This window comes from Sphingomonas sp. Xoc002, assembly GCF_050408055.1.
GTDB classification, from domain to species: domain Bacteria; phylum Pseudomonadota; class Alphaproteobacteria; order Sphingomonadales; family Sphingomonadaceae; genus Sphingomonas; species Sphingomonas yabuuchiae.
Genome location: NZ_CP191175.1, coordinates 3803027 through 3829158, shown reverse-complemented (window position 1 = coordinate 3829158; position 26132 = coordinate 3803027). Strand labels below are relative to the sequence as shown.

The 26132-nt window shown below is 67.7% G+C and carries 25 protein-coding genes; 15 read left to right on the top strand and 10 right to left on the bottom strand.

The window, feature by feature from the left end:
• The first annotated feature begins 5 nt into the window (after positions 1-5).
• Entirely contained in the window at positions 6-776 is a 771-nt protein-coding gene (locus tag ACQR50_RS17615; RefSeq protein WP_428969292.1) for a hypothetical protein, read from the top strand.
• Positions 777-831: 55 nt separating this feature from the next.
• Here ACQR50_RS17615 and ACQR50_RS17610 read toward each other — a convergent pair whose 3' ends face one another.
• Entirely contained in the window at positions 832-3147 is a 2316-nt protein-coding gene (locus ACQR50_RS17610) for a DNA translocase FtsK (protein WP_056438942.1), read from the bottom strand.
• Positions 3148-3284: 137 nt separating this feature from the next.
• Between ACQR50_RS17610 and ACQR50_RS17605 the strand changes: the two genes are divergently transcribed.
• Both ACQR50_RS17605 and ACQR50_RS17600 read left to right on the top strand, forming a co-directional pair.
• Positions 3285-4499 (top strand): UbiH/UbiF/VisC/COQ6 family ubiquinone biosynthesis hydroxylase, encoded by a 1215-nt coding sequence (locus tag ACQR50_RS17605; protein WP_428969291.1) that lies wholly within the window; start codon positions 3285-3287, stop codon positions 4497-4499.
• Between the two features lie 294 nt (positions 4500-4793).
• Positions 4794-5276 carry an MAPEG family protein gene (locus ACQR50_RS17600; protein ID WP_428969290.1) on the top strand — a complete coding sequence of 161 codons (483 nt, stop codon included), beginning with the start codon at positions 4794-4796 and terminating at the stop codon, positions 5274-5276.
• A 43-nt stretch (positions 5277-5319) separates the two neighbouring features.
• On the opposite strand, the gene ACQR50_RS17595 is transcribed toward ACQR50_RS17600, so the two are convergent.
• From ACQR50_RS17595 to gltX, 4 genes are all read right to left on the bottom strand, one after another.
• Positions 5320-5487: a Trm112 family protein gene (locus ACQR50_RS17595; RefSeq protein WP_428969289.1), complete on the bottom strand. Its 168-nt coding sequence runs from the start codon at positions 5485-5487 to the stop codon at positions 5320-5322.
• Positions 5484-6089 (bottom strand): LON peptidase substrate-binding domain-containing protein, encoded by a 606-nt coding sequence (locus tag ACQR50_RS17590; RefSeq protein WP_058717298.1) that lies wholly within the window; start codon positions 6087-6089, stop codon positions 5484-5486. Before ACQR50_RS17590 ends, ACQR50_RS17595 begins: the two co-directional genes overlap by 4 nt.
• A gap of 4 nt (positions 6090-6093) precedes the next feature.
• Entirely contained in the window at positions 6094-6990 is an 897-nt protein-coding gene (locus ACQR50_RS17585; protein WP_428970740.1) for a tetratricopeptide repeat protein, read from the bottom strand.
• 87 nt (positions 6991-7077) lie between these two features.
• On the bottom strand, positions 7078-8403 hold the full coding sequence (gene gltX / locus ACQR50_RS17580; RefSeq protein WP_428969288.1) for a glutamate--tRNA ligase: 1326 nt from the start codon (positions 8401-8403) through the stop codon (positions 7078-7080).
• A 98-nt stretch (positions 8404-8501) separates the two neighbouring features.
• Between gltX and ACQR50_RS17575 the strand changes: the two genes are divergently transcribed.
• A complete protein-coding gene (locus ACQR50_RS17575) occupies positions 8502-9437 on the top strand; it encodes a ribose-phosphate pyrophosphokinase (protein WP_042487036.1) in 936 nt (311 codons plus the stop codon).
• Between the two features lie 249 nt (positions 9438-9686).
• Here the strand turns inward: ACQR50_RS17575 and ACQR50_RS17570 are convergent, their stop codons facing one another.
• Positions 9687-10019: a PilZ domain-containing protein gene (locus tag ACQR50_RS17570; protein WP_428969287.1), complete on the bottom strand. Its 333-nt coding sequence runs from the start codon at positions 10017-10019 to the stop codon at positions 9687-9689.
• A 26-nt stretch (positions 10020-10045) separates the two neighbouring features.
• Positions 10046-10594: a sterol desaturase family protein gene (locus ACQR50_RS17565; RefSeq protein ID WP_428969286.1), complete on the bottom strand. Its 549-nt coding sequence runs from the start codon at positions 10592-10594 to the stop codon at positions 10046-10048.
• Positions 10595-10789: 195 nt separating this feature from the next.
• Here ACQR50_RS17565 and sucC point away from each other — a divergent pair, with 195 nt between their 5' ends.
• From sucC to ACQR50_RS17550, 3 genes are all read left to right on the top strand, one after another.
• Positions 10790-11989 (top strand): ADP-forming succinate--CoA ligase subunit beta, encoded by a 1200-nt coding sequence (gene sucC / locus ACQR50_RS17560; RefSeq protein WP_058746346.1) that lies wholly within the window; start codon positions 10790-10792, stop codon positions 11987-11989.
• A gap of 152 nt (positions 11990-12141) precedes the next feature.
• Positions 12142-12891, top strand: coding sequence for an electron transfer flavoprotein subunit beta/FixA family protein (locus ACQR50_RS17555; protein ID WP_428969285.1), 750 nt, complete (start codon positions 12142-12144; stop codon positions 12889-12891).
• On the top strand, positions 12888-13817 hold the full coding sequence (locus ACQR50_RS17550; RefSeq protein ID WP_428969284.1) for an electron transfer flavoprotein subunit alpha/FixB family protein: 930 nt from the start codon (positions 12888-12890) through the stop codon (positions 13815-13817). The genes ACQR50_RS17555 and ACQR50_RS17550 overlap by 4 nt, the downstream gene beginning before the upstream one ends.
• 92 nt (positions 13818-13909) lie before the next feature.
• Here ACQR50_RS17550 and ACQR50_RS17545 read toward each other — a convergent pair whose 3' ends face one another.
• Entirely contained in the window at positions 13910-15679 is a 1770-nt protein-coding gene (locus ACQR50_RS17545) for an AcrB/AcrD/AcrF family protein (RefSeq protein WP_428970739.1), read from the bottom strand.
• 131 nt (positions 15680-15810) lie between these two features.
• On the opposite strand from ACQR50_RS17545, the gene ACQR50_RS17540 reads away from it, so the two are divergent.
• The 7 genes from ACQR50_RS17540 (at position 15811) to ACQR50_RS17510 (ending at position 24384) form a co-directional block, all read left to right on the top strand.
• On the top strand, positions 15811-16194 hold the full coding sequence (locus tag ACQR50_RS17540; RefSeq protein WP_428970738.1) for a GtrA family protein: 384 nt from the start codon (positions 15811-15813) through the stop codon (positions 16192-16194).
• Positions 16195-16198: 4 nt separating this feature from the next.
• Positions 16199-16927, top strand: a complete 729-nt coding sequence (locus ACQR50_RS17535; protein ID WP_056436331.1) for a class I SAM-dependent methyltransferase — start codon at positions 16199-16201, stop codon at positions 16925-16927.
• A gap of 83 nt (positions 16928-17010) precedes the next feature.
• On the top strand, positions 17011-18120 hold the full coding sequence (locus tag ACQR50_RS17530) for an 8-amino-7-oxononanoate synthase (protein ID WP_428969283.1): 1110 nt from the start codon (positions 17011-17013) through the stop codon (positions 18118-18120).
• Positions 18117-18737 (top strand): dethiobiotin synthase, encoded by a 621-nt coding sequence (gene bioD / locus ACQR50_RS17525; protein WP_428969282.1) that lies wholly within the window; start codon positions 18117-18119, stop codon positions 18735-18737. The genes ACQR50_RS17530 and bioD overlap by 4 nt, the downstream gene beginning before the upstream one ends.
• Complete coding sequence (locus ACQR50_RS17520) at positions 18734-19981, top strand: adenosylmethionine--8-amino-7-oxononanoate transaminase (protein WP_428969281.1); 1248 nt, start codon at positions 18734-18736, stop codon at positions 19979-19981. Before bioD ends, ACQR50_RS17520 begins: the two co-directional genes overlap by 4 nt.
• 195 nt (positions 19982-20176) lie before the next feature.
• The gene (locus tag ACQR50_RS17515) at positions 20177-23629 is read left to right on the top strand and encodes a glycosyl hydrolase 2 galactose-binding domain-containing protein (RefSeq protein ID WP_428969280.1); all 3453 of its coding nucleotides are present in this window, start codon (positions 20177-20179) and stop codon (positions 23627-23629) included.
• The gene (locus ACQR50_RS17510; RefSeq protein ID WP_428969279.1) at positions 23626-24384 is read left to right on the top strand and encodes an SGNH/GDSL hydrolase family protein; all 759 of its coding nucleotides are present in this window, start codon (positions 23626-23628) and stop codon (positions 24382-24384) included. Before ACQR50_RS17515 ends, ACQR50_RS17510 begins: the two co-directional genes overlap by 4 nt.
• Here the strand turns inward: ACQR50_RS17510 and ACQR50_RS17505 are convergent.
• Entirely contained in the window at positions 24363-24776 is a 414-nt protein-coding gene (locus tag ACQR50_RS17505; RefSeq protein WP_240456305.1) for a PaaI family thioesterase, read from the bottom strand. The genes ACQR50_RS17510 and ACQR50_RS17505 overlap by 22 nt on opposite strands.
• A complete protein-coding gene (locus tag ACQR50_RS17500) occupies positions 24773-25183 on the bottom strand; it encodes a PaaI family thioesterase (RefSeq protein ID WP_428969278.1) in 411 nt (136 codons plus the stop codon). The genes ACQR50_RS17505 and ACQR50_RS17500 overlap by 4 nt, the downstream gene beginning before the upstream one ends.
• A 60-nt stretch (positions 25184-25243) precedes the next feature.
• Between ACQR50_RS17500 and ACQR50_RS17495 the strand changes: the two genes are divergently transcribed.
• Complete coding sequence (locus ACQR50_RS17495) at positions 25244-26026, top strand: crotonase/enoyl-CoA hydratase family protein (RefSeq protein ID WP_428970737.1); 783 nt, start codon at positions 25244-25246, stop codon at positions 26024-26026.
• Positions 26027-26132: the final 106 nt, after the last annotated feature.

Below are 26132 nucleotides of genomic sequence, written 5' to 3'. Positions count from 1 at the left end.
CTGCCGTGATTCGTCCCGCATTCCGCATGACCCGCTGGCTGGCGGGTGCGCTGGTCCTGCCGCTGGCCGCCTGTGGCGGGGGAGGCGAGTCGGAGCGCAACATGGTGACGGCCGCCCCCTCGCCGGTCGGTGAGGTGACACCGGCAGTCGAGCCGACCCGCGCCACCCTGCCCGCGCCGATCAAGACCGGCGCCACCCGCGCCCCGAGTGCGGTCCTGTCCTGCGCCGCCGAGCGTGGGCAGGCGGCGGCGCAGCGGCTGGTGAACATCTGCACCTCCGTCTCACCCGCCACCCATCCGCCGTGCAATGCGGTCAACAGCTGCGCGATCATCGAGGACGAGATCGCCCGATCCTGTGCGCTGATGGGCGATGACGCGGGCAAAACGCCCGGCTGCGCGGTCGATCCCAAAAGTAATGCGGCAGCGGCCGATGTCGTCCGCCGCTATTATGCGGCGATCAATGCGCACGATTACAGCACCGCCTGGACGCAATGGGGCCCGGACGGCCGCCCCGGGCAGCGCTTCGCCGATTTCCAGAAGGGCTTCGCCAATACCCGCGCGACCAGCGTGACGATCGGCAAGCTGGCCCCCAGCGAGGGTGCGGCGGGGTCGATCTATGCGACCGTGCCGGTGACGGTGAATGCGCAGCTCGACGATGGGCGGCAGCAGCGCTTTGTCGGGCAATATGTCGTGCGGCGGGTCAACGACGTGCCGGGGGCCAGTGCGGCCCAGCTGCGGTGGCATATCGATTCGGCGACGTTGAAGCCGGCGGCCTGAGCTTCGTCGAAGGCTATGGGAATGGCCCTCGAAGTGCAGGTCCGACGGCTGCCCCTTAAACCGGATGCCCCTCGGTATCGCGCAGCACCTCGCGCCGTCCGACATGGTCGGGACGGCTGACGATGCCGTCCGTCTCCATCCGCTCGATCAGCCGCGCCGCCGAGTTATAGCCGATGCGCAACTGACGCTGGAGCCAGGAGGTCGAGGCCTTCTGGCTCTCGCACACCAGCTGGATCGCCGCGCGATATTGCTGGTCCTCGGCCGTGTCCTCGCCCGTGGGTGCCCCGTCGAGCGCGAAGCTCTCGGCCGGTTCCTCGGTGACCGAGGAGATATAATCGGGCTGGCCCTGCGCGCGCCAGTGATCGGCGACGCGGTGCACCTCGTCGTCCGAGACGAAGGGCCCGTGGACGCGCACGATGCCCTTGCCGCCGGGCATGTAAAGCATGTCGCCGCGCCCCAGCAGCTGTTCGGCGCCCTGTTCGCCCAGGATGGTGCGCGAGTCGATCTTGGAGGTCACATGGAAGCTGATGCGGGTCGGCAAATTCGCCTTGATGACGCCGGTGATGACGTCGACGGACGGCCGCTGCGTCGCCATGATCAGGTGGATGCCCGCCGCGCGCGCCTTTTGCGCGAGGCGCTGGATCAGGAATTCGACTTCCTTGCCCGCCGTCATCATCAAATCGGCCAGCTCGTCGACGATCACGACGATCTGCGGCAGCGGTTCGTATTCGAGCTTCTCTTCCTCATAGACCGGCTGGCCGGTCTCGGGATGATAGCCGGTCTGGACCTTGCGCCCCAAGGGCTGGCCCTTGGCCTTGGCCGCGCGCACCTTGTCGTTGAAGCTGGCGAGACTGCGCACGCCGACCGAGGACATTTGCCGATAGCGGTCCTCCATCGTCTCGACCGCCCATTTCAGCGCGCGGACCGCCTTGGCCGGGTCAGTAACCACCGGCGACAGCAGATGCGGGATGTCGTCATACATCGACAATTCCAGCATCTTGGGGTCGATCATGATCATCCGGCACTGCTCGGGCGTCAGGCGGTAGAGCAGCGACAGGATCATGCCGTTCAGGCCGACCGACTTGCCCGAACCCGTCGTACCCGCGACCAGCAGGTGCGGCATCGGCGCCAGATCGGCGACCACCGAGTCGCCCGCGATGTTCTTGCCCAGGATGATCGGCAGCTGCGCAGCCTGATCGGCGAAGCTCTGCGACGCGACCAGTTCGTGGAGCGATACCATCTCGCGCTTGGGATTGGGCAGCTCGATGCCGATGACGTTGCGCCCCGGAATCACCGCGACGCGCGCCGAGATCGCCGACATGTTGCGCGCGATATCGTCGGCCAGCGCGATGACGCGGTTGGCCTTGATGCCGGGCGCGGGCTCCAGCTCGTACATGGTGACGACCGGGCCGGGGCGAACCTCGACGATCGAACCCTGGACGCGAAAATCGTCGAGGACATTCTCCAGCAGGCGCGCATTGCGCTCCAGCGCCGCCTTGTCGATCTGTCCGGCGGGCGAGGGCGGTGCAGGCGTCAGCAGGTCCAGGCCGGGCAACTGATAGGGCGCGTCGCGGTCGGCCGCCGTCTTGGGCTTGGCGGGCGCGGGCGCGACCTGACGGTCGGCGATGACGGGGGCGGGGCGATCCTCGCGCACCGGCACCGCCTTGCGGGCCAGCGTCAGCGGTTCCTCATCCTCGTCGTCTTCGTCGTAAAGCGCCTCGTCCTCATCGTCCCAGGGCAGCGCCTCGCCATCCTCGCTCACCGCACGACGACGGCGCAGGCGCGCCAAGCCGCGTTCGGCGATGTCGAGTTCCAGGCTGCGGCCCCAGATCAGCGCACCGCCCAGCCCGAACGCCAGCCCGATCGCCACCGATCCCCAGGTCACCACCGCCGCCTGGCCCGAAAATTCCAGCGCCCAGCGGACGAGGCCCGCCACCGACAGCCCGATCACGCCGCCCCATCCGGCGGGCAGCGCCAGCACCGCCGAGTCGGACACGAAGGACAGGGCACAGGCCATCAGCGCGACGCCGAGCACCGCCTGGCGCAGCATCTTCACCCAGCGGCCCGCCGGACGGTCGCGCCACAACCGGGTCGCGATGATCGGCCCGACCGGCAGGATCAGCGCCACGGCGGGGCCGAACAGGGTCAGCACGATATCGGCGATCCACGCGCCGGGATGCCCCATCCAGTTGGCCGGGGCCGCGCCCGAGGCGGTGTTGAGCGCAGGATCGCTCGCCCGGTAGCTGGCGAGCGCCAGCACCAGCATCAGCGTCACGGCAAACAGGATGAGCGCGGCGACCAGCGCACCGCTGCGCACCGCACCCGCCTTCACCGTCTCGCGCCATAAAACCGGCTGCGCGCGGCTGGCCATGGGTCTTGTCCTTCAGGAAGTCGCAAAAATCCGGGAGAAATCCCGGAAAATTCATCGCCTCTGACGGTTCCTACGTCAAGGCGCGGGGGGCGACACCCGCATTGTTTGCGACCGCGTGACGGTCTAGGAGCATGGACATGGATAGCGACGTCATCATCCTCGGCGGCGGCCTGGTCGGCGCGACTCTGGGTGTCGGTCTGGCCGCGCATGGCCTGTCTTCGATCATCGTCGATCCCGCCGATCCGGCGGTCGTGCTGGCTCCCGGTTTCGACGGGCGCGCCTCGGCGGTCGCCTCGGCCAGCTGGCGGATGCTGGACGCGATCGGCATCGGCGCGAAGCTGGCGGGCAAGGGCTGCGAGATCCGGCATATCCGGGTCAGCGACGGGCTGGAGCCGGGCAAGCTCGATTTCATCCCCGACGCCGATGACGGCGCGCTGGGCACGATGTTCGAGAACAAGCTGCTGCGCCGCGCGATCAACGAGGCCGCCAACGAAGCCGAGCTGGTCGACCTGCGCATGCTGACCCGCGCGACGCATGTCGAACGCGGCCCGGCGGGTGTCACCGCGACCTTGAGCGACGGCACCACCGTCCGCGCGCCGCTGCTGGTCGCCGCCGAAGGCCGCCAGTCGCCGACTCGCGACGCGGCGGGAATCAAGGTCGCGCGCTGGTCCTATGATCACAAGGCGATCATCAGCGCCTTCCATCACGAAGTCGCGCACGAGAATATCGCGTTCGAGATCTTCTACCCCAGCGGCCCCTTCGCGCTGCTGCCCCTGCCAGACGACGAGATCGGCCATCGCTCGGCGATCGTGTGGTCGGTATCGGGGCGCGACGGCGATGCGATGCTGAAACTGTCCGACCGTGCCTTCCTGGCCGAGGCGGAGAAGAGCATGGGCGGGTTCCTGGGCAAGCTGAGCCAGGCGAGCCCGCGCTCGGCCTATCCGCTGGGCTTTCACCGTGCCGCGACGATGACGGGCGAGCGGCTGGTACTGGTCGGCGACTCGGCGCATGGCATCCACCCGATTGCGGGTCAGGGCGTCAATCTGGGCTATCGCGATGTCGCCGCCCTGGTCGAGGTGCTGGTCGAGGGCAAGCGCACCGGCCTGGACCTGGGCGATGCGGCCTTGCTCCAGCGCTATCAGCAGTGGCGCGGACTCGACACGCTGATGGTGTCGGTGGCGACCGATAGTTTCAACCGCATCTTCAGCGTGCCCGGCAAGACCGCCAGCGCGGTCCGGCGGCTGGGCATCACCGCGATCGACCATATCCCGCCGCTCAAGAACCGCTTCATGGCCGAAGCGCGCGGCGAGACGGGGCAGTTGCCGCGCCTGTTGCAGGGTGTGATGGTTTAGTTCGGTAAGGCCGATCCTATTGGGAAAGGACCCTCCCCCACCCCTCCCGCCTGCGGGAGGGGCTTAGCGGCTGGCCTGAGGCGCGCGCATGCTTAGCCAACAAGCGCTCCCCTCCCGCAGGCGGGAGGGGATGGGGGAGGGAAAGCCACAAGCGACGCGCCCGCGATGACACCATATGGGATCCCCAAAGCCATGTCCGGCGTTTTGCGCGCTATGACCACTGGGCCTGACCATCCCACCCGTCCGCTCCGAACCCCGATCCGCGACCGCCGCCAGGCCGGTATAGCCCGCGCCATGGCAGCCGCATTGGCCGTGGTGGCGCTTGCCTTGCTGGTCGGGTGGAGTGTCGGACCAACGCTTTCCCCCACCGACCGGGTCTTACGCGCTGTGGCGGCATCTACGGTGGCCGCGCTCTGGCTGGCGGCGGCGATCGGGCATGTCGCGGCGCTGCGGTTTACATCACCTGCCGATATCGATGCGGCGGCCGGCGGGAGTCCCGATTCGCCGCAGGTCGCGATGGCGCAGGCGGTGCTGCGCAACACGCTGGAGCAGGTGGTGCTGGCGATCCCGGCCTATCTGGCGCTCGCCTGGGTGGTCGAGGGATCGGGGACGATGATCCCGATGCTGGCCGGGCTGTTCTCCGTGGGGCGTACGCTGTTCTGGGCCCATTATGCGCGCGGCGCGGCGGCGCGGGCCTTCGGGTTTGCGCTGGGATTTTATTCCAGTGTCGCGGCGCTGGTCATCGTGCTGGTGACATTGGCCGGGCGGCTGGTCTGATACCCTAACCCCGTTCGCTCAGGCTGAGGTAGGGCGGCGGGGATCAGAGCTCCCGCGCTTCCTCGACCAGCATGACCGGTACACCGTCGCGGATCGGATAGGCGAGCCCAGCCGCCGCCGACACCAGCTCCTGCGCCGCTTCGTCATAGCGCAACGGCGTCCGCGTCAGCGGGCAGACCAGCCGTTCGAGCAACCACGGGTCCAGGCTCATTGCAGCGTCACCCGATCCTCGCCGTCATGACGACCGAAAAATTGCATCAACTGGATGATCAGTTCGGCGCGCTGTTCCAGATCGGGGGCCTCCAGCAGCGCCTGCTTGGCCGCCACGTCGAACGGCGCGATCTGGGCGATGCCGTTGACCAGGCTCTCGTCGTCCAGCCGCCCGACCGCGTCCCAATCGACCGCATAGCCCTGAAGATCGGCGAAACGCTTCGATTCCTGCTCCAGCGAGGCGCGGCGGCCGAGCGACAGCAGATCCTCGTCGATCACCGGCAGCAGCTCGGCCTCGACCTGGCGGAAGGGCGTCGTCACCTCCAGCTCGCGGACGATGCGGAACAGCGACACGCCCTCCAGCACGAGGTTGTAGCGTCCATCCTCCATCGCCTCGACCTCGGCGATGCGGCCGACACAGCCCATCTGGTAGAGCGATGGCGTGTCGCCATCGCCCGATGGCTGGACCATGCCGATCCGCCGGTCGCGCGCCATCGCGTCGGAGACGAGCGCCCGGTAGCGCGGCTCGAAGATGTGCAGCGGAAGCGGCATCCCCGGAAAGAGGATCGCACCCGCCAGCGGAAAGATCGAGAGCCGCGCCATGTCCTTATCCGAACAGGATGGCGGACAGGCGCCGCCGCTGCTGCGATACCCAAGGATCGGTCATGCCGACCACCTCGAACAGCTTCAATAGCTGCTGACGTGCGGCATCCTCGTTCCAGGCACGGTCGGCGGCAACGATGTGGAGCAGATTGTCCGCCGCCCCGTCACGGTCGCCCGCCGCCATCTGGGCGTTGGCCAGCGCGAACCGCTTTTCGTGATCGTCGGGGCTGGCCGCGACCTCGGCCGCAAGCCCCGCATAGTCCGCCGCCGGCGGAGCGGACCGCGCCAGCGACACGGTCGCGATGGCGCGGTGGATGGCGGGGTCGTTGGCCAGGCCTTGCGGCAGCGCCTCGGTCGCGGCTTCGGCTTCCTCGATGCGCCCTGCACCCAGCAGCGCACGGATATGCCCCGACAGCACGGCGGGATGCTCCGGTGCCATGTCGAGCAGCTGCTGGAAGATCGACACCGCGCGCTCGGCGTCACCGGCCTCCAGCACTTCCTCGCCCATCGCGATCAGCGGTTCCAGCTCGGCCGCCGCGTCCGCCGCCTCCGACTGGATCGGCAGCTGCTTGAGCAGCTGGTCCAGCATCGTGCGCAGCGCGCTTTCGGTACGCGCGCTGGTCAGGTCGGCGACCAGCTGGCCCTGGAACATCGCATAGACGGTCGGGATCGAGCGGATTTGGAATTGGTTGGCGATGAACTGGTTCTTGTCGGTGTCGATCTTGGCCAGCACGACGCCCTTGTCGGCATAGGCCTCCGCCACCTTCTCCAGCGTCGGGCCCAGCACCTTGCACGGCCCGCACCATTCCGCCCAGAAGTCCAGGATGACCAGCTTGGTCATCGACGGCTCGACGACATCGCGGCGGAAGGCGGTGACGGCTTCCTTGTCGGCGGGCGACATTCCCAACGTGGCCAAAAGACGCTCCTTTACGTGTTGCTAGGCCCTATGTGGGCGAGGCAGGGCGTTAATGAAAGGTGGGCGCGTAAATCAGCCGTTCAGCCGTGCGATCGTCCGCTCCCGCCCGATCAGCGGCAGCAGCGCGGCCATGTCCGGCCCCTGCGCCCGGCCGGTCAGCGCCAGGCGCAGCGGCAGGAACAGCGTCTTGCCCTTGCGCCCCGTCGCGTCCTTCAAGGCGGCGGTCAGTGCAGCCCAAGGATCGCCCGCCCAGTCGATCTGCCCCGCGACCTCGGCCGCCTGCGCCAGATAGGCGCGGTCGTCCTCGGCAGGCTCGGGGGCCTCGACCGGCCCCTCGATCACCTGCCACCAGTCGGCGGCCTCCGCGACGGTGTCGAGATTGGGCCGCACCGCCTCCCATTCCGCCGCGCCCATGCCGGTCGGCAGGCGATCGGATACCGCTTCGTATGGCGTCTGGTGGAGGATGCGCGCGTTCAACTGTGCCAGTTCGGCTTCGTCGAACCGCGCGGGCGCGCGGCCGAAGCGGGAGAAATCGAACCCGGCGATCAGGGGGGCCATGTCGGCGACCGGCTCGACCGGATCGCTGGTTCCGATGCGGGCGAGGAGCGCGCGCACCGCCTGCGGCTCGATGCCGATCTCGCGGAAGTGATCGACGCCCAGCGAGCCGAGTCGCTTGGACAGCTTGCCCTCATTGCCGGTCAGCAGCGCGGCATGGGCGAAGCGCGGCAGCTCCGCGCCCAGCGCCTGGAACATCTGAATCTGGAGCGCGGTGTTGGAGACGTGGTCCTCGCCACGCACCACCTGGGTCACGCCCATGTCGATATCGTCGATGACCGAGGGCAGCATATAGAGCCATGTCCCATCGGCGCGGCGGATCACGGGATCGCTCATCGTCGCGGGGTCGAAGCGCTGGGGACCACGCACCGCATCGTCCCATTCGATCGGCGCGCCATGATCCAGCTTGAACCGCCAGTGCGGGCGAACGCCTTCGCTCTCCAGCTTAGTACGGTCCTCCTCGGTCAGCGCCAGTGCGGCGCGATCGTACACCGGCGGCAGGCCGCGTCCGAGCTGGATCTTGCGCTTCAGGTCGAGTTCCTGCGCGCTCTCATAGGCGGGGTACACATGGCCGCCCGCGACCAGCTCGGCGAAGCGCGCCTCGTACAAGGCGAAACGCTGCGACTGGCGTACTTCGCTATCGGGGATCAGGCCCAGCCAGGCCAAATCCGCCCGGATCGCATCCACATAGCGTTCCTCGCTGCGCTCGGCATCGGTATCGTCGATGCGCAGCAGGAAGCGCCCGCCGGCCTTTTGCGCATATATCCAGTTGTGCAGCGCGGTGCGAATATTGCCGACATGCAGCCGCCCGGTGGGCGAGGGAGCGAAACGGGTCACGGTCATGGTGCTCGCCCATAATCGGGGAATCACCTTTGCGCTATTGTGACAGCGCGATTAAAGGGGCCGCGACTACGGGCTGTCTGCGGGGACGGGGTACGACCATGAAATTGATGACCGGCAATTCGAACCTGCCGCTGGCGAAGGCGATTTCCTCCTATCTGGAGGTGCCGCTGACGGAGGCGCTGGTGCGCCGCTTCGCCGATGAGGAAATCTTCGTCGAGATTCAGGAAAACGTCCGCGGCGAGGACGTGTTCGTGATCCAGTCGACCGGCTATCCGGTCAACGACAATCTCATGGAACTCCTCATCATGATCGACGCGCTGAAGCGCGCGTCGGCCAGCCGCATCACGGCGGTGATTCCCTATTTCGGCTATGCGCGCCAGGACCGGAAGCCCGGCCCGCGCACGCCGATCTCGGCCAAGCTGGTCGCCAACCTGATCACCGTCGCGGGCGCCGACCGCGTCCTGTCGGTCGATCTCCATGCCGGTCAGATCCAGGGATTCTTCGATATCCCGACCGACAATCTCTATGCCGCGCCGGTCATGTCGGCGGACATTCTGGCGCGCTTCAAGAACGACAACCTCATGGTCGTCTCGCCCGACGTCGGCGGCGTCGTCCGTGCGCGCCAGCTCGCCAAGCGGCTCAACAACGCGCCGCTCGCCATCGTCGACAAGCGCCGCGAGCGCGCGGGCGAGTCGGAGGTGATGAACATCATCGGTGACGTGGAAGGCCGCTTCTGCATCCTGATCGACGATATCGTCGACTCGGCAGGCACGCTGTGCAACGCGGCCGCCGCTTTGCGCCAGGCGGGGGCGGAAGACGTCGTCGCCTATGTCACCCACGGCGTGCTGTCGGGCGGTGCTGTGGCGCGAGTCGATGGCTCGGAACTGCGCGAGCTGGTCATCACCGACTCGATCGGCAATCACGAGTCGATCAACACCACCGGCAAGATTCGCCACCTGCCCATCGCCCCGCTGCTGGGCGAGGCGATCAAGCGCATCGCGGATGAAACCAGCGTTTCGAGCCTGTTTGATTGAGGTTTTGAGGGGCACAGCCGCGTATGTTTCGCTTGCTGCGAGCCCCACCCCAAACCCAGTTTCAGGTAAACGATGCCCCGCATCGTTTAGGTCATGCCGGGGGCATGACCGACCTGAAACTCCCCTGCCGGGACGAGGGGCTTCGGAGGCGCAAGACGATAGACCTTGGCACGCCCCTCCCGCCTGCGGGAGGGGATGGGGGAGGGTTGGACCCGGGCGAGACGCTCGTGGCTCACCCTCTTCAAAAATTCAGCGATTTCCCAGCGCGACGATATGCTCGAACACCGCCGGATGCAGTGGCTTCGAGAACGCACAGCCATATTTGAAGCGGTCACGCCAGGCGATCACCGCCTCCAGCGGGGCGAGGCCCGGCAGGGTCAGCCAGACGATCGTACCCGGCCACAGCGTGAAGCTGGTCTCGGCGCGAAATCCCTCGGACGACAGGTCGACGACGTCGATCTCGAACCGGGTCTGGCCCTTGTCGCGCAGATGGGCACGCATGCGTACCGCATGACGCAGCGACTGGCGAAGGTCCTGGCCGGGAACGGGCTCGAAAGGCGGTGTGAAGACCGGTTTTTCCATGACGCTCCCTTCTTCGCTGAACAAGGTTACTTTTCCGTCAACAGGGCATCCTGACGCTCGGCCCCGACACGCTCCTGCGCACCCGCAGGCCGACGCACGCCCGCCCGTGCGCGCTTCTTCAGTTCCGCCTTCAGATCTTCGGGCCGCGGCGCGACCAGAAAGCCGAAGCTGACCGTGCCTTCCTTCGTCTCGACGACATGGTGCAGTCGGTGCGCCTGGATGATCCGCTTCATATAGTCGGACTTGGGCAGATACCGGGTCGGAAGACGCTTATGGACGATGATGTCGTGAAAGCCGAAATAGATCGCGCCATAGGCCGCGATTCCCGCTCCGATCCAGGTGAAGCCCGGCCACCAGCCCAGCTGCACCCCGCCCAGGATCATGACGAAGGACGGAACCGCGAAGATCGCCGCATAGAGATCGTTCAATTCCCAGTTGCCGGTGCGTGGCCGATGATGGCTCTCATGCAGGAACCAGCCCGGCCCGTGCATGATCCATCGGTGCGCCGCATAGGCGAACCCCTCCATGAAGATCACGGTGCCGAGAAACAGAAGGATGCCGAGAGCCCAGTTCATCGGGTGACCATAACGCATTTGCGATAAATTTGCTTCCTATTCCGTCGGTCACGTCCGGGGACCGTCCCGACCACCCGCAAAACGCATTTGCGATGCAGTTGCATTAACGCCGTTTCGGGGTGGATTTGTCCGTCAGCCTGTGCTTTAGCCACACCCAATTTCCCTAGAACCACCCGAGAGGCGGAAGGCTAGCGCATGAACATCCACGAATATCAGGCCAAGGAATTGCTCGCCAAGTTCGGCGTGCCCGTCCCCGCCGGCTTCGCCGCGATGACCGTCGAGGAGGCCGTCGAGGCATCGTCCAAGCTCCCCGGACCGCTCTACGTCGTCAAGGCGCAGATCCATGCGGGCGGCCGCGGCAAGGGCAAGTTCAAGGAACTCGGCCCCGACGCCAAGGGCGGTGTCCGCCTGGCCAAGACCGCCGACGAAGTCCGCGCTGCCGCCACCGACATGCTGGGCAACACGCTGGTCACCATCCAGACCGGCGAAGCGGGCAAGCAGGTCAACCGCCTGTACGTGACCGACGGCGTCGACATCGCGAAGGAATTCTACCTCGCGCTGCTCGTCAACCGTGCGACCGGCCGTGTCTCGATGGTCGCCTCGACCGAAGGCGGCATGGACATCGAGACCGTGGCGCATGACACGCCCGAGAAGATCCACTCGATCGACATCGACACCGCGACCGGCTTCATGCCGCATCACGGCCGCGCCGTCGCCGCCGCGCTCGAGCTAACCGGCGACCTCGCCAAGCAGGCCGCCAATGTCGCGTCGAAGCTGTACGCCGCATTCCTGGGCACCGACGCCGAGCAGATCGAGATCAACCCGCTCGCCGTCACCGAGGACGGCAAGCTGATGGTGCTCGACGCCAAGGTCGGCTTCGACGGCAACGCCATGTTCCGTCACAAGGACCTGATGGAACTGCGCGACACCACCGAAGAGGACGCGATGGAGCTGGAGGCGTCGAAGTACGACCTGGCCTACATCAAGCTCGACGGCGACATCGGCTGCATGGTCAACGGCGCCGGCCTCGCCATGGCGACGATGGACATCATCAAGCTGAACGGCATGTTCCCGGCCAACTTCCTCGACGTCGGCGGCGGCGCGAACAAGGAAAAGGTCACCGCGGCGTTCAAGATCATCCTGAGCGATCCGGCCGTGAAGGGCATCCTGGTCAACATCTTCGGCGGCATCATGCGCTGCGACATCATCGCCGACGGCATCGTCGCGGCGGCGAAGGAAGTGAACCTGCAGGTTCCGCTGGTCGTCCGCCTCGAGGGCACGAATGTCGAGAAGGGCAAGGAAATCCTCGCCAATTCGGGTCTCGCCATCGTCCCCGCCAACGATCTGGGCGACGCCGCCAAGAAGATCGTCGCCGAGGTTCAGAAGGTCGCCTAAACCGCACCTTCGGCCCTGACGGACCGATTATAAGGGGCTCGGGCGGAAACGTCCGGGCCCCTTTCTCGTTCTGCGGTGCAAGTCTTGCGATGCGCTCGCAACGCCGCCAAAGACGGTGGCATGTTTGGCTGTTCAGCCGGGAAGGAACCGCGATGAAGATCGTCGTGCCCGTGAAGCGGGTGTTGGATTATAACGTGAAGCCGCGCGTGAAGGCGGACGGGACGGGCGTCGATCTGGCGAACGTGAAGATGTCGATGAACCCGTTCGACGAGATCGCGGTGGAAGAGGCGATCCGGCTGAAGGAGAAGGGCGCGGCGACCGAGGTCGTCGTCGTCTCGATCGGCGAGCCCAAGGCGGCGGACACGCTGCGCACCGCACTCGCCATGGGTGCGGACCGGGCGGTGCTGATCACCTCGGACCAGCCGGTGGAGCCCTTGGGCGTCGCCAAGCTGCTCGCCAAGCTGGTCGAGGAGGAACAGCCCGGCGTCGTCATCCTGGGCAAGCAGGCGATCGACGGCGACAACAACCAGACCGGCCAGATGCTGGCGGGGCTGCTCGGCTGGGCGCAGGGCACGTTCGCCTCGAAGGTCGAGATCGAGGGTGAGACGGCCAACGTCACCCGCGAGGTCGATGGCGGGCTGGAGACGGTGGCGCTGACGTTGCCCGCCATCGTCACCACCGACCTTCGCCTCAACGAGCCGCGCTATGCGTCTCTCCCCAACATCATGAAGGCCAAGTCCAAGCCGATGGTGACCAAGACCGCCGCCGATTACGGCGTCGACGTGTCGCCCCGGCTGACGATCACGCACGTCGCCGAGCCCGGCAAGCGCCAGGCGGGCGTCAAGGTCGGCTCGGTCGACGAACTGGTCGAGAAACTGAAAGCACTGGGAGTGGCCAAGTGAAGACGCTGGTATGGGTCGAGCATGACGGCGGGTCCGTCAAGGATGCCACGCTGGCGACCGTCACGGCGGCGGCCAAGCTGGGCGAGGTGCACCTGATCGTCGCAGGGCAGGGCGTCGACGGCGTCGCGCAGGCCGCCGCCAGGATCGCGGGCGTAGGCAAGGTCCATGTCGCCGACGATGCGGCCTACGCCAATGCGCTGGCGGAGAATGTCGCGCCGCTGGTGGCCAAGCTGATGGAAAGCCACGACGCCTTCCTCGCGCCGTCGACCACCACCGGCAAGAATATCGCCCCGCGTGTCGCCGCTCTTATCGACGTCATGCAGATCAGCGACATATTGTCGGTCGAGGGGCCGGACAGCTTCACCCGGCCGATCTATGCCGGCAACGCGATTGCCACGGTCAAGACCAGCGACACCAAGCTCGTCCTGACCGTCCGCACCACCGCATTCGAGAAAGCAGCGGCCGAGGGCGGCTCGGGTGAGGTCGAGGCGGTCGCCGCGAAGGGCGACGCGGCCAAGTCCCGCTTCGTCGGTGCCGAAAAGGCCGAGAATGCCCGGCCCGAGCTGACCAGCGCCAAGATCATCGTCTCGGGCGGCCGCGCGCTGGGGTCAGAGGAGCAGTTCCATGCGCTGATCGATCCGCTCGCCGACAAGCTGGGCGCCGCCGTCGGCGCGAGCCGTGCGGCGGTCGATGCGGGCTATGCCCCCAACGACTATCAGGTCGGCCAGACCGGCAAGATCGTCGCACCGGAAGTCTATGTCGCGGTCGGCATCTCGGGCGCGATCCAGCATCTGGCGGGGATGAAGGACTCCAAAATCATCGTCGCAATCAACAAGGACGAGGATGCGCCCATCTTCCAGGTTGCGGACATCGGCCTGGTCGGCGATCTCTTCACCGTCGTGCCCGAGCTGACCGGGAAGGTCTGACAGCGGAGGGGGCTTGCCGCCTGGGACATCCCTGGCGGCAAGCCCCCTCCACCACCGCTTTGAGGCGGCGCCCTCCCCGTGAAGGGGAGATTTCAGCGGATCCGATACAGCCTTAGCGGCGATCCCTTGGGCAGCGGCAGCGGGGTCAGCCAGTTCGGCGTCCAGCCGCGCGCCATCCGGTCATAGAAGCCGCCCGGCGCGCGCGCGCGGTAGTTGGTCGACTCGGCCATGTCCGGGCAGATCAGCAGCAGCGTCGCACCATGCCGCTTCATGATCGCGCGCGCCTGCGCCTCGCTGCCCTGAAAGGCATGCTGCACGTCCAGGATCGCATCGCCGTTGCGGTGATAGGGTCCTGCGATCGCGTCATGATGCGTCGTCACGATCAGCCGTGGCCCCAGATCGACGAAGGTGAACACCATCGCCCGGGGATAGGCATTCACCCGCGTCAGCACCGAGGTGCGCACGCACTGCCCGGTCGCACGGTTGACCCGGCTCGCATAAGCGCTCGGCTGGGTCGCGGGCAGATAGGTGACGATCCAACTCGCCGCGATCCCCGTCGGCACCAGCACCGCCAGCACGATGGCGGGCACCCGCAGCAGGGGCGAGCGCAGCCGCGTCAGCCAGGGCAGGACCATCCAGAGCAGCGCCGCGATGCCCGGGATCGCCAGCATCTGCGCCGCCGGGGCCGCCCGCGCCTGCCACAGCAGCATCAGGCAGGCGAAGGTCGTGAACAGCGCCACCGCGGTCCAGCCGATCGTCCGCCGCCGCCAAGCCGCGACGATCGCCCCGATCATCCCGATCACCGGCATGATCGCCATGGGCAGCGCGACGCGAAGCGGGTGCTTGTAGATCGGCTTGGCCTCGCGGACATTGTTCAGCCAGTTGCGCTGCAACTCGGGGCTGACCTGTTCGGGGCGGGTCAGGCATTGCGGGAACAGGCTGGCGAAACCGCCCGCGATCATCGCACCCGCGACCACCGCCAGACCCAGCCGCGCACCGCGCGACGCCGGATTGATCCGCGCCAGCACGAACAGCAGCGCGCCTGCCGCGACCGTTACAGACAACCAGACTGGGGTCAGCGCGTCGCAGCGCATCGCGTAATTGGCGTTGGAGGCAAAGGCGGCGAACCCCGCCGCGCTCCCGCCGCCCAGGGTCAGCGCATAGACGGCCAGCCGATCGGCCTCCGCCCGGTCCCAGACCCAGCGCAGCGTCAGGATCGCGCCCGCCATCGCGGCATAGGGCAGCATCTCCAGCCCGATCGCCAGCGACACCGCGCTCGCCAGGCCGACCAGCGCGCCGCCGCGCCGTGCCGCCGGATCGCACAGACCCGCGACCGTGACCGCCAGCATCGCCAGCTGCCACCCGTGATGGTCGATGCGCATCGGCATATACATCAACAGCGTCGCATGGGCGCACAGCAGCAGCGCCAGGCCCAGCGGCCATGTCAGCACCCCGATCAGGCGGCGCAGCGTCACCGCCAGCGCGGTCATGGTGATCGACAGCGGGATCAGCGGCGCCAGGCCGCAGGCGAGCCGCTCGGCCCAGGCGGGGGTGGTGAACAGGCGGAAGAACAGGATCAGCCCGGCGATGGGCAGGTCGACGATGCGGCTCCAATGGATGTCGAAGCCGACCGGCGGGTTCATCCGATACTGGCGCAGATCATACCAGTCCTGCCCCGCCATCCAGGCCCGCACCTGCATCAGCCGCATATTGTCGTCGGTGTCGCCCAGCGACCACCAGCGTATCTGGCCCCAGCGGTCGTACATGTACCAGGCGGTGATCGCGGCCCACGCCACCAGCACCCAGCGTTGCCAGTTGCGGTCGATCTCACGCTGCAGACGTTCCAAAGACGCTTCCCTCATACCCGCCCGCAGCTTAAGGCGCAGGACCATGGGCCCGCTCTATCGCGGGCGACGCAAAGGGCAAGGTCGGGGGCAAAGGCGGCGGCGTGGCGACTCTTCAGCACCAGATCGAACGATGGCGGGACAGCGGCATGCTGGGCCAGTTGATCCGGTTCGGCATCGCGGGCGGCCTGTCGACGGTCGTCTATTCGGCGGTCTATCTGCCGCTGACCTATTGGGTGTTGCCGCACGACAAGGCCGTGCTGGCGGTGCCGCCCGCCTTTCTGGTCGCGGTGATCGTCGGCTTCTTCCTGCACAGCGCGTGGAGTTTTCGCGGGCACGGCACCCGCGACTCGAGCGGCCGGCAGCATCTGAAATTCCTGGTGGTGCAGGGCTTCGGCCTTGCGTTGAACGCGCTCTTCACCTGGATCGCGACCGGGCTATTGCATCAACAACCCTGGGTCGCGCTGATCCCGGTGGTCACGATCACGCCGATCGCGACCTTCGCGCTCAACCGCCAATGGGTCTTCGGATAAGTTCATGGACCGTATCGTTTACGACCGCATGGCCGCGCATGATTCCACCCATTGGTGGTATCGCGCGCGCCGCGACATCCTGGCGGACTATCTGACCCGCTATGGCAAGCTGCCCGCCGAGGCGCGCATCCTGGAGATCGGCTGCGGCACCGGGCACAACCTGCCCATGCTGGCGAGCTTCGGCACGGTCGACGCGATCGAGATCGACCCCGCCGCGCGCGAGATCGCGTCCGCCCGGCTGGGCAAGCCGGTCCAGGCCGCGCCGCTCCCCGAACTGCCGGGGATCGAGCGGGGCGCGTACGACCTGATCGCGGTGCTCGATGTGGTCGAGCATATCGAGGACGATGTCGCCGCGCTGGCCGCGATGAAGTCCTGCCTGAAACCGGGCGGCAAGATCCTGATCGCCGTCCCTGCGCATCAGTGGATGTGGTCGGCGCATGACGTGGTGAACCATCACCATCGCCGCTATTCCAAGGGAACGTTGGTGTCGGCGATCGAGAAGGCGGGGCTGAAACCCCGCAAGCTCGGCTATTTCAACTCGCTGCTCTTCCCGCTGGCGGCGGCGGCACGGATCGCGGGGCGGATCACCGGCCGCGACGACAGCGACGACTCGCCCCCGCCCGCACCGCTCAACAAGGCGTTCGAGGCGATCTTCCGGCTGGAGCGGCATCTGGTCGGGCGTGTGCCGCTGACGCCGGGGGTGTCCATCGTGACGCTGGCGGAGCCGGTTTGAGGTAAGCGCCGAAGTCGAAGGCCAAGGGAATCCGCCGCAAATTCCGGTTCCGCTCCTCCGCTCGTCTGGCTAGGGAAGCCCCCATGCTGGACTTTCATCGCGCCGATCTGGCCCGACTGGCCGCGCGGGACCGGTTGCGGGGGCTGGCTCCGCAAAGGGGCAGGGACTTCGCCTCCAACGACTATCTGGGGCTGGCGAGCCACTCCCGCCTTGCCGCTGCCATCGCGAACGCGGTGGCAGAGGGCGTCCCCATCGGTTCGGGCGGCTCGCGACTGTTGCGCGGCAACCACCCGGAGCATGAGGCGCTGGAGGCCGAAGCCGCTACATTCTTCGGGGCGGAGGCGAGTCTGTATTTCTCGTCGGGCTATACCGCCAATGCGACGCTCCTGGCGACGCTGCCCCAGCGCGGCGACCTGATCGTCCATGATGCGCTGGTCCATGCCAGCATGCATGAGGGGATGAAGCTGTCGCGGGCGCAGTCCGTGGCGGCGGCGCATAACGACCCGGCGGCGTTCGAGGATGCGATCCGGGCCTGGCGCACCCAGGGCGGCAAGGGCACTGCCTGGATCGCGGTCGAAAGCCTCTATTCGATGGACGGCGACACCGCGCCGCTTGCAGACCTGATGGCTTTGGCCGAGCGGCACGATGCGATGCTGATCGTGGACGAGGCGCATGCCACCGGGGTCTTCGGCGACCGGGGGCAGGGGCTCGCCACGCCCGGCGAGCGGGTCGTCACCCTCCACACCTGCGGCAAGGCATTGGGGTGCGAGGGCGCGCTGGTCGCCGGGCCCGCCATCGTGCGCGACTATCTGATCAATCGCGGGCGGGGCTTCATCTTCTCGACCGCGCCCTCGCCCCTGATGGCGCGCGGGGTGCGCGAGGCCTTGCGCATCCTCGCCGACGAGCCGGAGCGGCGGATCGCGCTCCATGAGCGGATCGCGCTGGCAGGAGAGCGTCTGGCGAAACAGGGCGCGCTGGCGAACGGCACGCCGATCATGCCGCTGATCCTGCACGACAATGGCCGCACCATGCGCGCGGGCGAGGCGTTGCAGACGCGCGGCTTCGACATTCGCGGCATCCGCCCGCCGACCGTGCCGGTGGGCGCGGCGCGGCTGCGGCTGTCGATCACCCTCAATGTCGAGGAGGCGGACATCCTCGCCCTCGACCAGGCACTGAACGAGGTTCTGGCATGAGCGCGATCATCGTCACCGGCACCGATACCGAAATCGGCAAGACCGTCTTCTCCGCCGCACTGACCGGCGCGCTGGGGGCCAGCTATTGGAAGCCGGTCCAGGCGGGTACCGACGAGGAGGGGCATGGCGATGCCGAGACGGTCGCCGCGCTCAGTGGGCGCACGGTCCTTCCCTCCGCCTATCGGTTGAAGACCCCTTGCTCGCCGCACCGTGCGGCCGAGATCGACGGGGTGGAGATCGCAATGGACCGGCTGGCCCTGCCGCCGATCGATGGCCCGCTGGTCGCCGAGGGGGCGGGCGGGGCGCTGGTGCCCGTCACCCGCCAGTTGCTGTTCGCCGACCTGTTCGCCCATTGGGGCCGCCCGGTGGTGCTGGTCGCGCGGACCGGGCTGGGCACGATCAACCACAGCCTGTTGTCGATCGAGGCGCTGCGGTCGCGCGGGGTGCCGATCCTGGGCGTCGCATTCGTCGGCGAGGGCGTCGAGGACAGCGAGGCGACCATTGCCGCGATCGGCGGGGTGAAGCGGCTCGGCCGCCTGCCGCGCCTCGCCGAGCTGACCCGCGAGACGTTGGCGGAAGCATTCGCGGCGAATTTCGACATCGGGGATTTCCGATGACCTCGCCGGTCTGGCATCCCTTTACCCAGCACGGCCTGGGCGAGCCGATCCCCAAGGTCGCCTCGGCCAGCGGCGCGGTGCTGACCACGGTCGACGGGCGCGAGGTGATCGACGCCATTTCCAGCTGGTGGGTGACGACGCACGGCCATAACCATCCGCGCATCAGCTCCGCCATCGCTGACCAAGCGGGCAGGCTCGACCAGATCATCTTCGCGGGCTGGACGCATGAACCCGCCGAGCAGGTCGCCGCCGAGCTGGTGCGGGTCACCCCGTCCGAACTGACGCGGGTGTTCTTCTCCGACTCCGGTTCGACGGCGGTCGAGGTCGCGCTGAAGATGGCGCTGGGATACTGGCTCCACCGCGGCGAGCCGCGTCACCGCATCCTCGTTCTCGAACACAGCTATCATGGCGACACGATCGGCGCGATGTCGGTCGGCGCGCGCGGCGTGTACAACCGCGCCTATGCGCCGCTGCTCTTCGATGTCGGCACCATTCCCTTTCCCAGGGACGTGCAGGCCACGCTCGACGCATTGGAGGCGGAGTGCCGGGCAGGCGCGGCGGCGTTCATCGTCGAGCCGCTGGTGCTCGGCGCGGGCGGCATGCTGCTCTACATGCCGGAGACGCTGGCCGCGATGCGCGACATTTGCGCAGCGCACGGCGTCTTGTTCATTGCCGACGAGATCATGACCGGCTGGGGCCGCGCCGGCACGTTGCTGGCCTGCGAGCAGGCGGGGGTGGTGCCCGACATTCTCTGCCTGTCCAAGGGGCTGACCGGCGGCGCGGTGCCGCTGGCGGTGACGCTGGCGATCGAGCCGATCTTCCAGGCGCACTGGTCGGAGACCGACCGGTCGAAACAGTTCTTCCACTCGTCCAGCTACACCGCCAACCCCATCGCCTGCGCGGCGGCGGCGGCCAATCTGGCGATCTGGCGCGACGAGCCGGTGCAGGCGCGGATCGATGCTCTGGCGGCGGCGCAATCGCGGCATCTGGCAACGGTGGCAAGCGAAGCGTCGGTCCACAGCCCCCGTCAGCTCGGCACCATCGCGGCGTTCGAGCTGGGCGCGGGGCAGGATTACCTGTCCGACCTGGCGCCCCGACTGCTGGCCCATTTCCGCGAGCGCGATCTGCTCGTCCGGCCGATGGGCAACACCATCTATGTGATGCCGCCTTACTCCATCACACCGGAACAGCTCGGTACAGTCTGGACCGGCATCCGCGAGGCGATCGAGCGCTTTGGCGGGTAATCCCTATTCCTCCCCTATAAGGGGAGGTGGCAGGCCGCAGGCCTGACGGAGGGGTGTCCCCCCTCTCGATAGGGGGACACCCCTCCGTCACGCTTCGCGCGACACCTCCCCTTGCAGGGGAGGAATGGGTACAGCGCCCTTTGACTTTAGGGCTTTTCATTTGCTTTATCCCGCGGCGATTCAAAAGGAGCAGGCATGAGCGTGGCGGCGGCAAGAGCGATGGGGGCTCTGGCATCAGTGACGGCGCTGGTCTGGGGGATGGCCGCTGCGGCACAGACGGCTCCGGCACAGAACCCGCCGCCCGCCACGCCTCTGGGGCCGATCAACGCCGATCTGCCGCCCGGTGGCGATTCCTACGCCCGTGCCATCGTCACGTCGCCGGTTACCGCGCCCAACTGGACGCTGTCCGCCTGGGTCCAGCCGCGCAGCGTGATGGGCAAGGGCACGACGATGCTGATCGGCGGCTTCGGCAACCCCACCGGGGGGCCGCGCCGCTATCTGGCGCTGGTCGACGGCCAGCCCGCGCTCGTCACCGAGGCGGGGGTGGTCCAGGGCGGCGGCGATGCCGACCGCAACAAATGGACCTATATCGCCGCCAGCTATGACGGAAAGATCGTCCGGCTGTTCGTGAACGGTCGGCAGGTGGTGCAGCGCGGCCTGTCGCTGGCGCCCGTGACCGGCGTCGCGACGCTGGCGCCGCGCAGCTATCAGCCCGTCTTTGCGGGCAAGGTCGTCGATTTCCGCATGGTGCGCGAGGCGGTCGATCCGCTGACCATCCGCGTCGCCGCCCGGCGCGCGCCCGATCCGGCGAAGATCGCGCTTCAGACCGGCAGCCCCAGCTGGCCCTATCAGACCCGGCAGATGCAGGGGCAGACCACGCCGCAGGACGCCTGGACCCTGCCCCAGTCCAAGGCGCCGATCCCGACCGGCGGCACCGCCAGGCCCGAACCCAAGACCCCCGCGCTCGTCTCCACCGCCACCGGCCAATGGGCGGTGAATGGCTGGCGGCTGATCGAGGCGGCCAGGGTCGGCCCCGGCGGCGCGGACCTGTCGCAGGGCAATTTCGACGCGAGCAAATGGTATGCCGCGACCGTGCCGGGCACCGTGCTGACGACGCTGGTCGATCGCGGCGTCTATCCCGATCCGGCGGTCGGGCTGAACAACCTGTCGATCCCCGAGACGCTGGCGCGGCAGGATTATTGGTATCGCACCGAGTTCGACACGCCCGCCGAGGCCGCCGGGCGGACGATGTGGCTGACCTTCAACGGGGTGAACTATTCCGCCGAGGTCTGGGTCAATGGCCGGATGGCGGGGACGATGAAGGGCGCCTTCATTCGTGGCCGCTTCCCCGTGACGCTGGCCGCCGGACGCAATGCCATCGCGGTGCGGGTGTCGCCGCCGCCGCATCCCGGCCTCGCGCATGAGGAATCGATGACGGCGGGGGTGGGCGAGAATGGCGGCGTCCAGATGGTCGACGGCCCGACCTTCGTCGCGACCGAGGGGTGGGACTGGATCCCCTCGGTCCGCGACCGCAATACCGGGCTGTGGCAGGGCGTGACGCTGGCCGCCACCGGCCCGGCGGTGATCGGCGACCCGCAGGTGGTGACGACCCTGCCCAAGCCCGACAATTCGGTCGCCGATGTCGAGATCGCGGTGCCCGTCACCAACAACGGCCAGACGCCGGTGACGACGACGGTGCGCGCGGTGTTCGACGATGTGGTGGTCGAAAAGCCGGTGACGGTCGCGCCGGGCCAGACGATCCGCGCCGTCCTGTCGCCCAGCGAATTCCCGCAGCTGTCGGTCAAGAACCCGCGTCTGTGGTGGCCCAATGGCTATGGCGACCCGGCGCTGCACGATCTGGCGCTGACGGCGGCGGTCGATGGCGCGCTGTCCGACTCGAAGGGCCTGCGCTTCGGGATGCGGCAGGTGACCTATGACCTGTCGCTGTTCGACGGTGACGGCGATCTGGAGCGGGTGACGCTGGACCTCAACCGGGTGCGCGGCGGACCGAAGGTGGTGGACACCAGCCATGCGGGCATCCGCAAGACGGGCAATGGCTGGGCGATGAGCTTCATGCCCGGCGGCGACCAGTCGGCGGCGGTAGCCAAGGTCACCGACGATCCGCGCCTCGCCCCCTATATGACCTTGCGGGTCAACGGCGTGCGGATCGCGGCACGCGGCGGCAATATCGGCATGGACGATTTCATGAAGCGCGTCGATCGCGCGCATCTGGAGCCGTTCTTCCGCCTGCACCACGACGCGCATCTCAACATCGTGCGCAACTGGGTCGGCCAGAATACCGAGGAGAGCTTCTTCGACCTGGCCGACGAATATGGCCTGATGGTCCTGTCCGACTTCTGGGAGTCGACCCAGGATTACAATATGGAGGCCGAGGACCCGCAGCTGTTCCTCGCCAATGCGGCCGACGTGGTGCGCCGCTATCGCAATCACCCCTCGATCGTCGCCTGGTTCGGCCGAAACGAAGGCGTGCCGCAGCCGATCCTGAATAGCGGGCTCGACACGCTGCTGCGCGCCGAGGACGGGACGCGGCTCTATATGCCCTCGTCCAACGCGGTGAACCTCCAGGGCTCCGGCCCCTATAACTGGCGGCCGCCGGTCGAGTATTTCACCACCCATGCCAAGGGCTTCTCGGTCGAGGTCGGCACGCCCTCGCTGCCGACGCTGGAATCGTGGAAGCGGACCATTCCGGCCGAGGCGGATCGCTGGCCGATCGGCGATGTCTGGGCCTATCACGACTGGCACCAGACCGGGAACGGCGCGGTGAAGACCTATATGGACGTGCTCGAACGCCGCTTCGGCCCCGCCACCGGGTTGGAGGATTTCGAGCGCAAGGCGCAGATGATGCAGTATGAATCCTATCGCGCCATCTTCGAGGGGATGAATGCCGGGCTCTGGACCGAGAATTCGGGGCGGATGCTGTGGATGACCCAGCCCGCCTGGCCGTCCTCGGCCTGGCAAATCTTCTCGTCCGACTATGACACCCATGCCGCCTTCTACGGCGTGAAGAAGGCCGCCGAGCCGATCCATGTCCAGATGAACCTGCCCGACCACCGCGTCGTGCTGGTCAACAACACCCGAGACGCGCTGAAGGGCGTGCAGGTGCGCGCGAAGATCGTCGGGCTGGATGGCCGGACCGAGAGCGAGCAGGAAGCGAAGATCGTCGCGGGTGCCGAGGGGGTGACGCCAGCGCTGAACCTCGACCTCGCGCCCGCGATGAAGCGGGGGCCGGTGCTGGTCCGGCTTGAGGCGACGGATGCGGGCGGGCAGCTGCTGTCGACCAACAGCTATTGGGAAGCGGCGGACGATGCGGGCTATCGCGCGCTGACCGCAATGGCCCCGGCCGCCGTCACCGCGACCGCAACGACGCAAGCGCAAGGCGAGGAGACGCTGGCCAGCGTCTCCCTGACCAATGGCGGCACCGTCCCCGCGATCGAAACCAAGCTGACCGTGATGAATGCCGACGGCACCCAGGTGCTGCCCGCCTATTTCAGCGACAATTACGTCACCCTGATGCCCGGAGAGACCCGCGTGATCGAGATTCGCTACCCCACGGCCAAGGCGGACAAGCCGATGGTCGCCTTGCGCGGCTGGAACGTCACCGCGACCGCCACGGACCTGCGCCCGTGAGCCGGGTGATCCTGACCGCGCTCGCGGCGCTGACCCTCGCTGCACCCGCCGCTGCGCAGACCGCGCCGAAGGAAACGGATTCGCAGCGCTGGACCCGCGAATGGGAGGAGCGGTTGCACAACGACTTCGCGTATCTGGCGCGCTACCGTAGTGACAATGCCAAGCTGTCCGCGCCGGTGGCGGGGCAGCCGCGCATCGTCTTCATGGGCGATTCGATCACCGAGGGCTGGGTCGGCAAGATGCCGCAATTCTTCACCCCCGGTCGGATCGGACGCGGGATCAGTGGGCAGACGACGTCGCAGATGCTGCTCCGCTTCCGGCAGGACGTGATCGCCCTGAAGCCTGCGGTGGTGCAGATCATGGCGGGCACCAACGACATTGCGGGCAATACCGGCCCGACGACCGACGCGCAGGTTCAGGGCAATATCATGTCGATGGTCGAGCTGGCCCAGGCCAACGGCATCCGCGTGATCCTGGCCTCGATCCCGCCCGCCGATCATTTCGAGTGGAAGCCGGGCCTGGCCACCGCACCGCGCATCGCGACGCTGAATGCCTGGTTGAGGACCTATGCCAAGCAGATCGGCGCGACCTATGCCGATTACTGGTCGGTCCTGCATGTCGGGGACGCGCTGAACCCGGCCTATGGCACCGATGGGGTGCATCCCAATGCGCAGGGCTATGCCGCCATGGCGCCGGTCGCCGATGCCGCGATCAAGCAGGCGCTTGCGAAAGCTCAGCCGCGCAGGATGCGGTAATTCAACCGTGCGGTCGCGATCGGCTTTTCGCGATCCTCCTGCCAGGCGGTCACCTCGACATTGGCGGTCCGCTGGCCGAGGCGCAGGATGGTGCCGACCGCGCGGGTCGGATGGTCGCGACCGGTACGCAGGTAATCGGTCGTGACCGTCACCGGCTTGATCCGCGTCGACCCCTCGTTCGACAGGCGGTGGGTCAGCGCGGCGATGCCCGCCACCTCCAGCAGCCCGGCGATCGCGCCGCCCTGTAACAGGCCGGGCCAGCCCATCACATGCTCGCCGAACGGCATGACCAGCTGCGGCAGCCCGTCGACCCATTCGATCGAACAGCCCAGCCATTCCGCATAAGGGGGCAGCACCATCGCCTGCCCGATGCCGGTGCGCGGCGCGCTCATGCGGTCATGCCGATAAAGGTGCCCGCGACATGCGCGACCGGATCGTCGGGGTCGCCGTCATGCGCGATGCCCCGGACAAAGGCGATGCTGCGGGTCAGGCGATAGCACTCCCCGCGCCCGATCACGGTGTGTTCGGGGACGGCGGGGCGGAGATAATCGACCCGCAGGTCCAGCGTCACATGCGGCTCGAACGCGCCGCGCTTTAGCCAGACGGCGACGCTGGTCGCCATGTCCATCATCGCGACGATCGGCCCGGAGGCGATGACGCCGCTGGTCGGATCGCCGATCAGCCGTGCATCGTAAGGCAGCGCCAGCTCCGCCCAGTCTTCCCCGTGCGCGCGGTACGCGATGCCCAGATGCTGGCCATGCCCGCCGCCCAGGCCGCCCATCGCGACGAAGCGTTCCATGTCGAACCCCATGATGCGATGCTCTACACGAGCCACGCGCTGGCGCAAAAGGAGAGAGATATGGACGGCCGGGTGACGATCGCGGTGACGGACGGCGTGGCCGATGTGCGTCTGGTGCGCGGGGAAAAGCTGAACGCCATCGACCGAGCGATGTTCGAGGCGCTGGCCGAGGTGATCGACGCGCTGTCGTCGCGGGCCGACCTGCGCGCGGTGGTGCTGTCGGGCGAGGGGGAGGGGTTCTGCTCCGGCCTCGACATGGCGGCGATGGCGGGCGGCGAGCTGGCGGGGCTGGATCTGGCGGCACGCAGCCATGGCCCGGCCAATCTGGTGCAGCAGGTCGCGTGGGGCTGGCGGACGCTGCCGGTGCCGGTGATTGCGGCGGTTCACGGCGTGGTGTTCGGCGGCGCGACCCAGATCATGGGCGGCGCGGACATCCGTCTCGCCCATCCCGCCACCCGTTTCGCGATTCGCGAGGTGCATTGGGGCATCGTCCCCGACATGGGCGGCTTCGCGCTGTGGGGCGGGGTGCGCCAGGATGTGCTTCGCGAATGGGTCTATACCGCGCGCGAATTCGACGCGGCCGAAGCGGTGGCGGCGGGGTTCGTGACGCAACTGGTGGAGGATCCGCACGCCGAGGCGCTGGCGCTGGCGGGGAAGATCGGCGGGCGAAGCCCCGATGCGGTGCGCAGCGCCAAGCGGTTGTTCGCGGCGATGGGAAGCGAACCGGTAGCGATGCTGGCGATGGAGAGCGCCGAGCAGCTGGCGCTGATGCAGGGTGAGAACCACCGCGAGGCGGTGCGCGCGAATATGGAGCGTCGCTCGCCCAAATTCCGCGACGTTTGAGGGGGCTTCTCGCCCTCCCGCTACGATAGCCCCTCCCGCAGGCGGGAGGGGTTGGGGAGGGCGAGGTGTCTCACAGAGACGGTCTCCCGTGGCTTTCCCTCCCCCA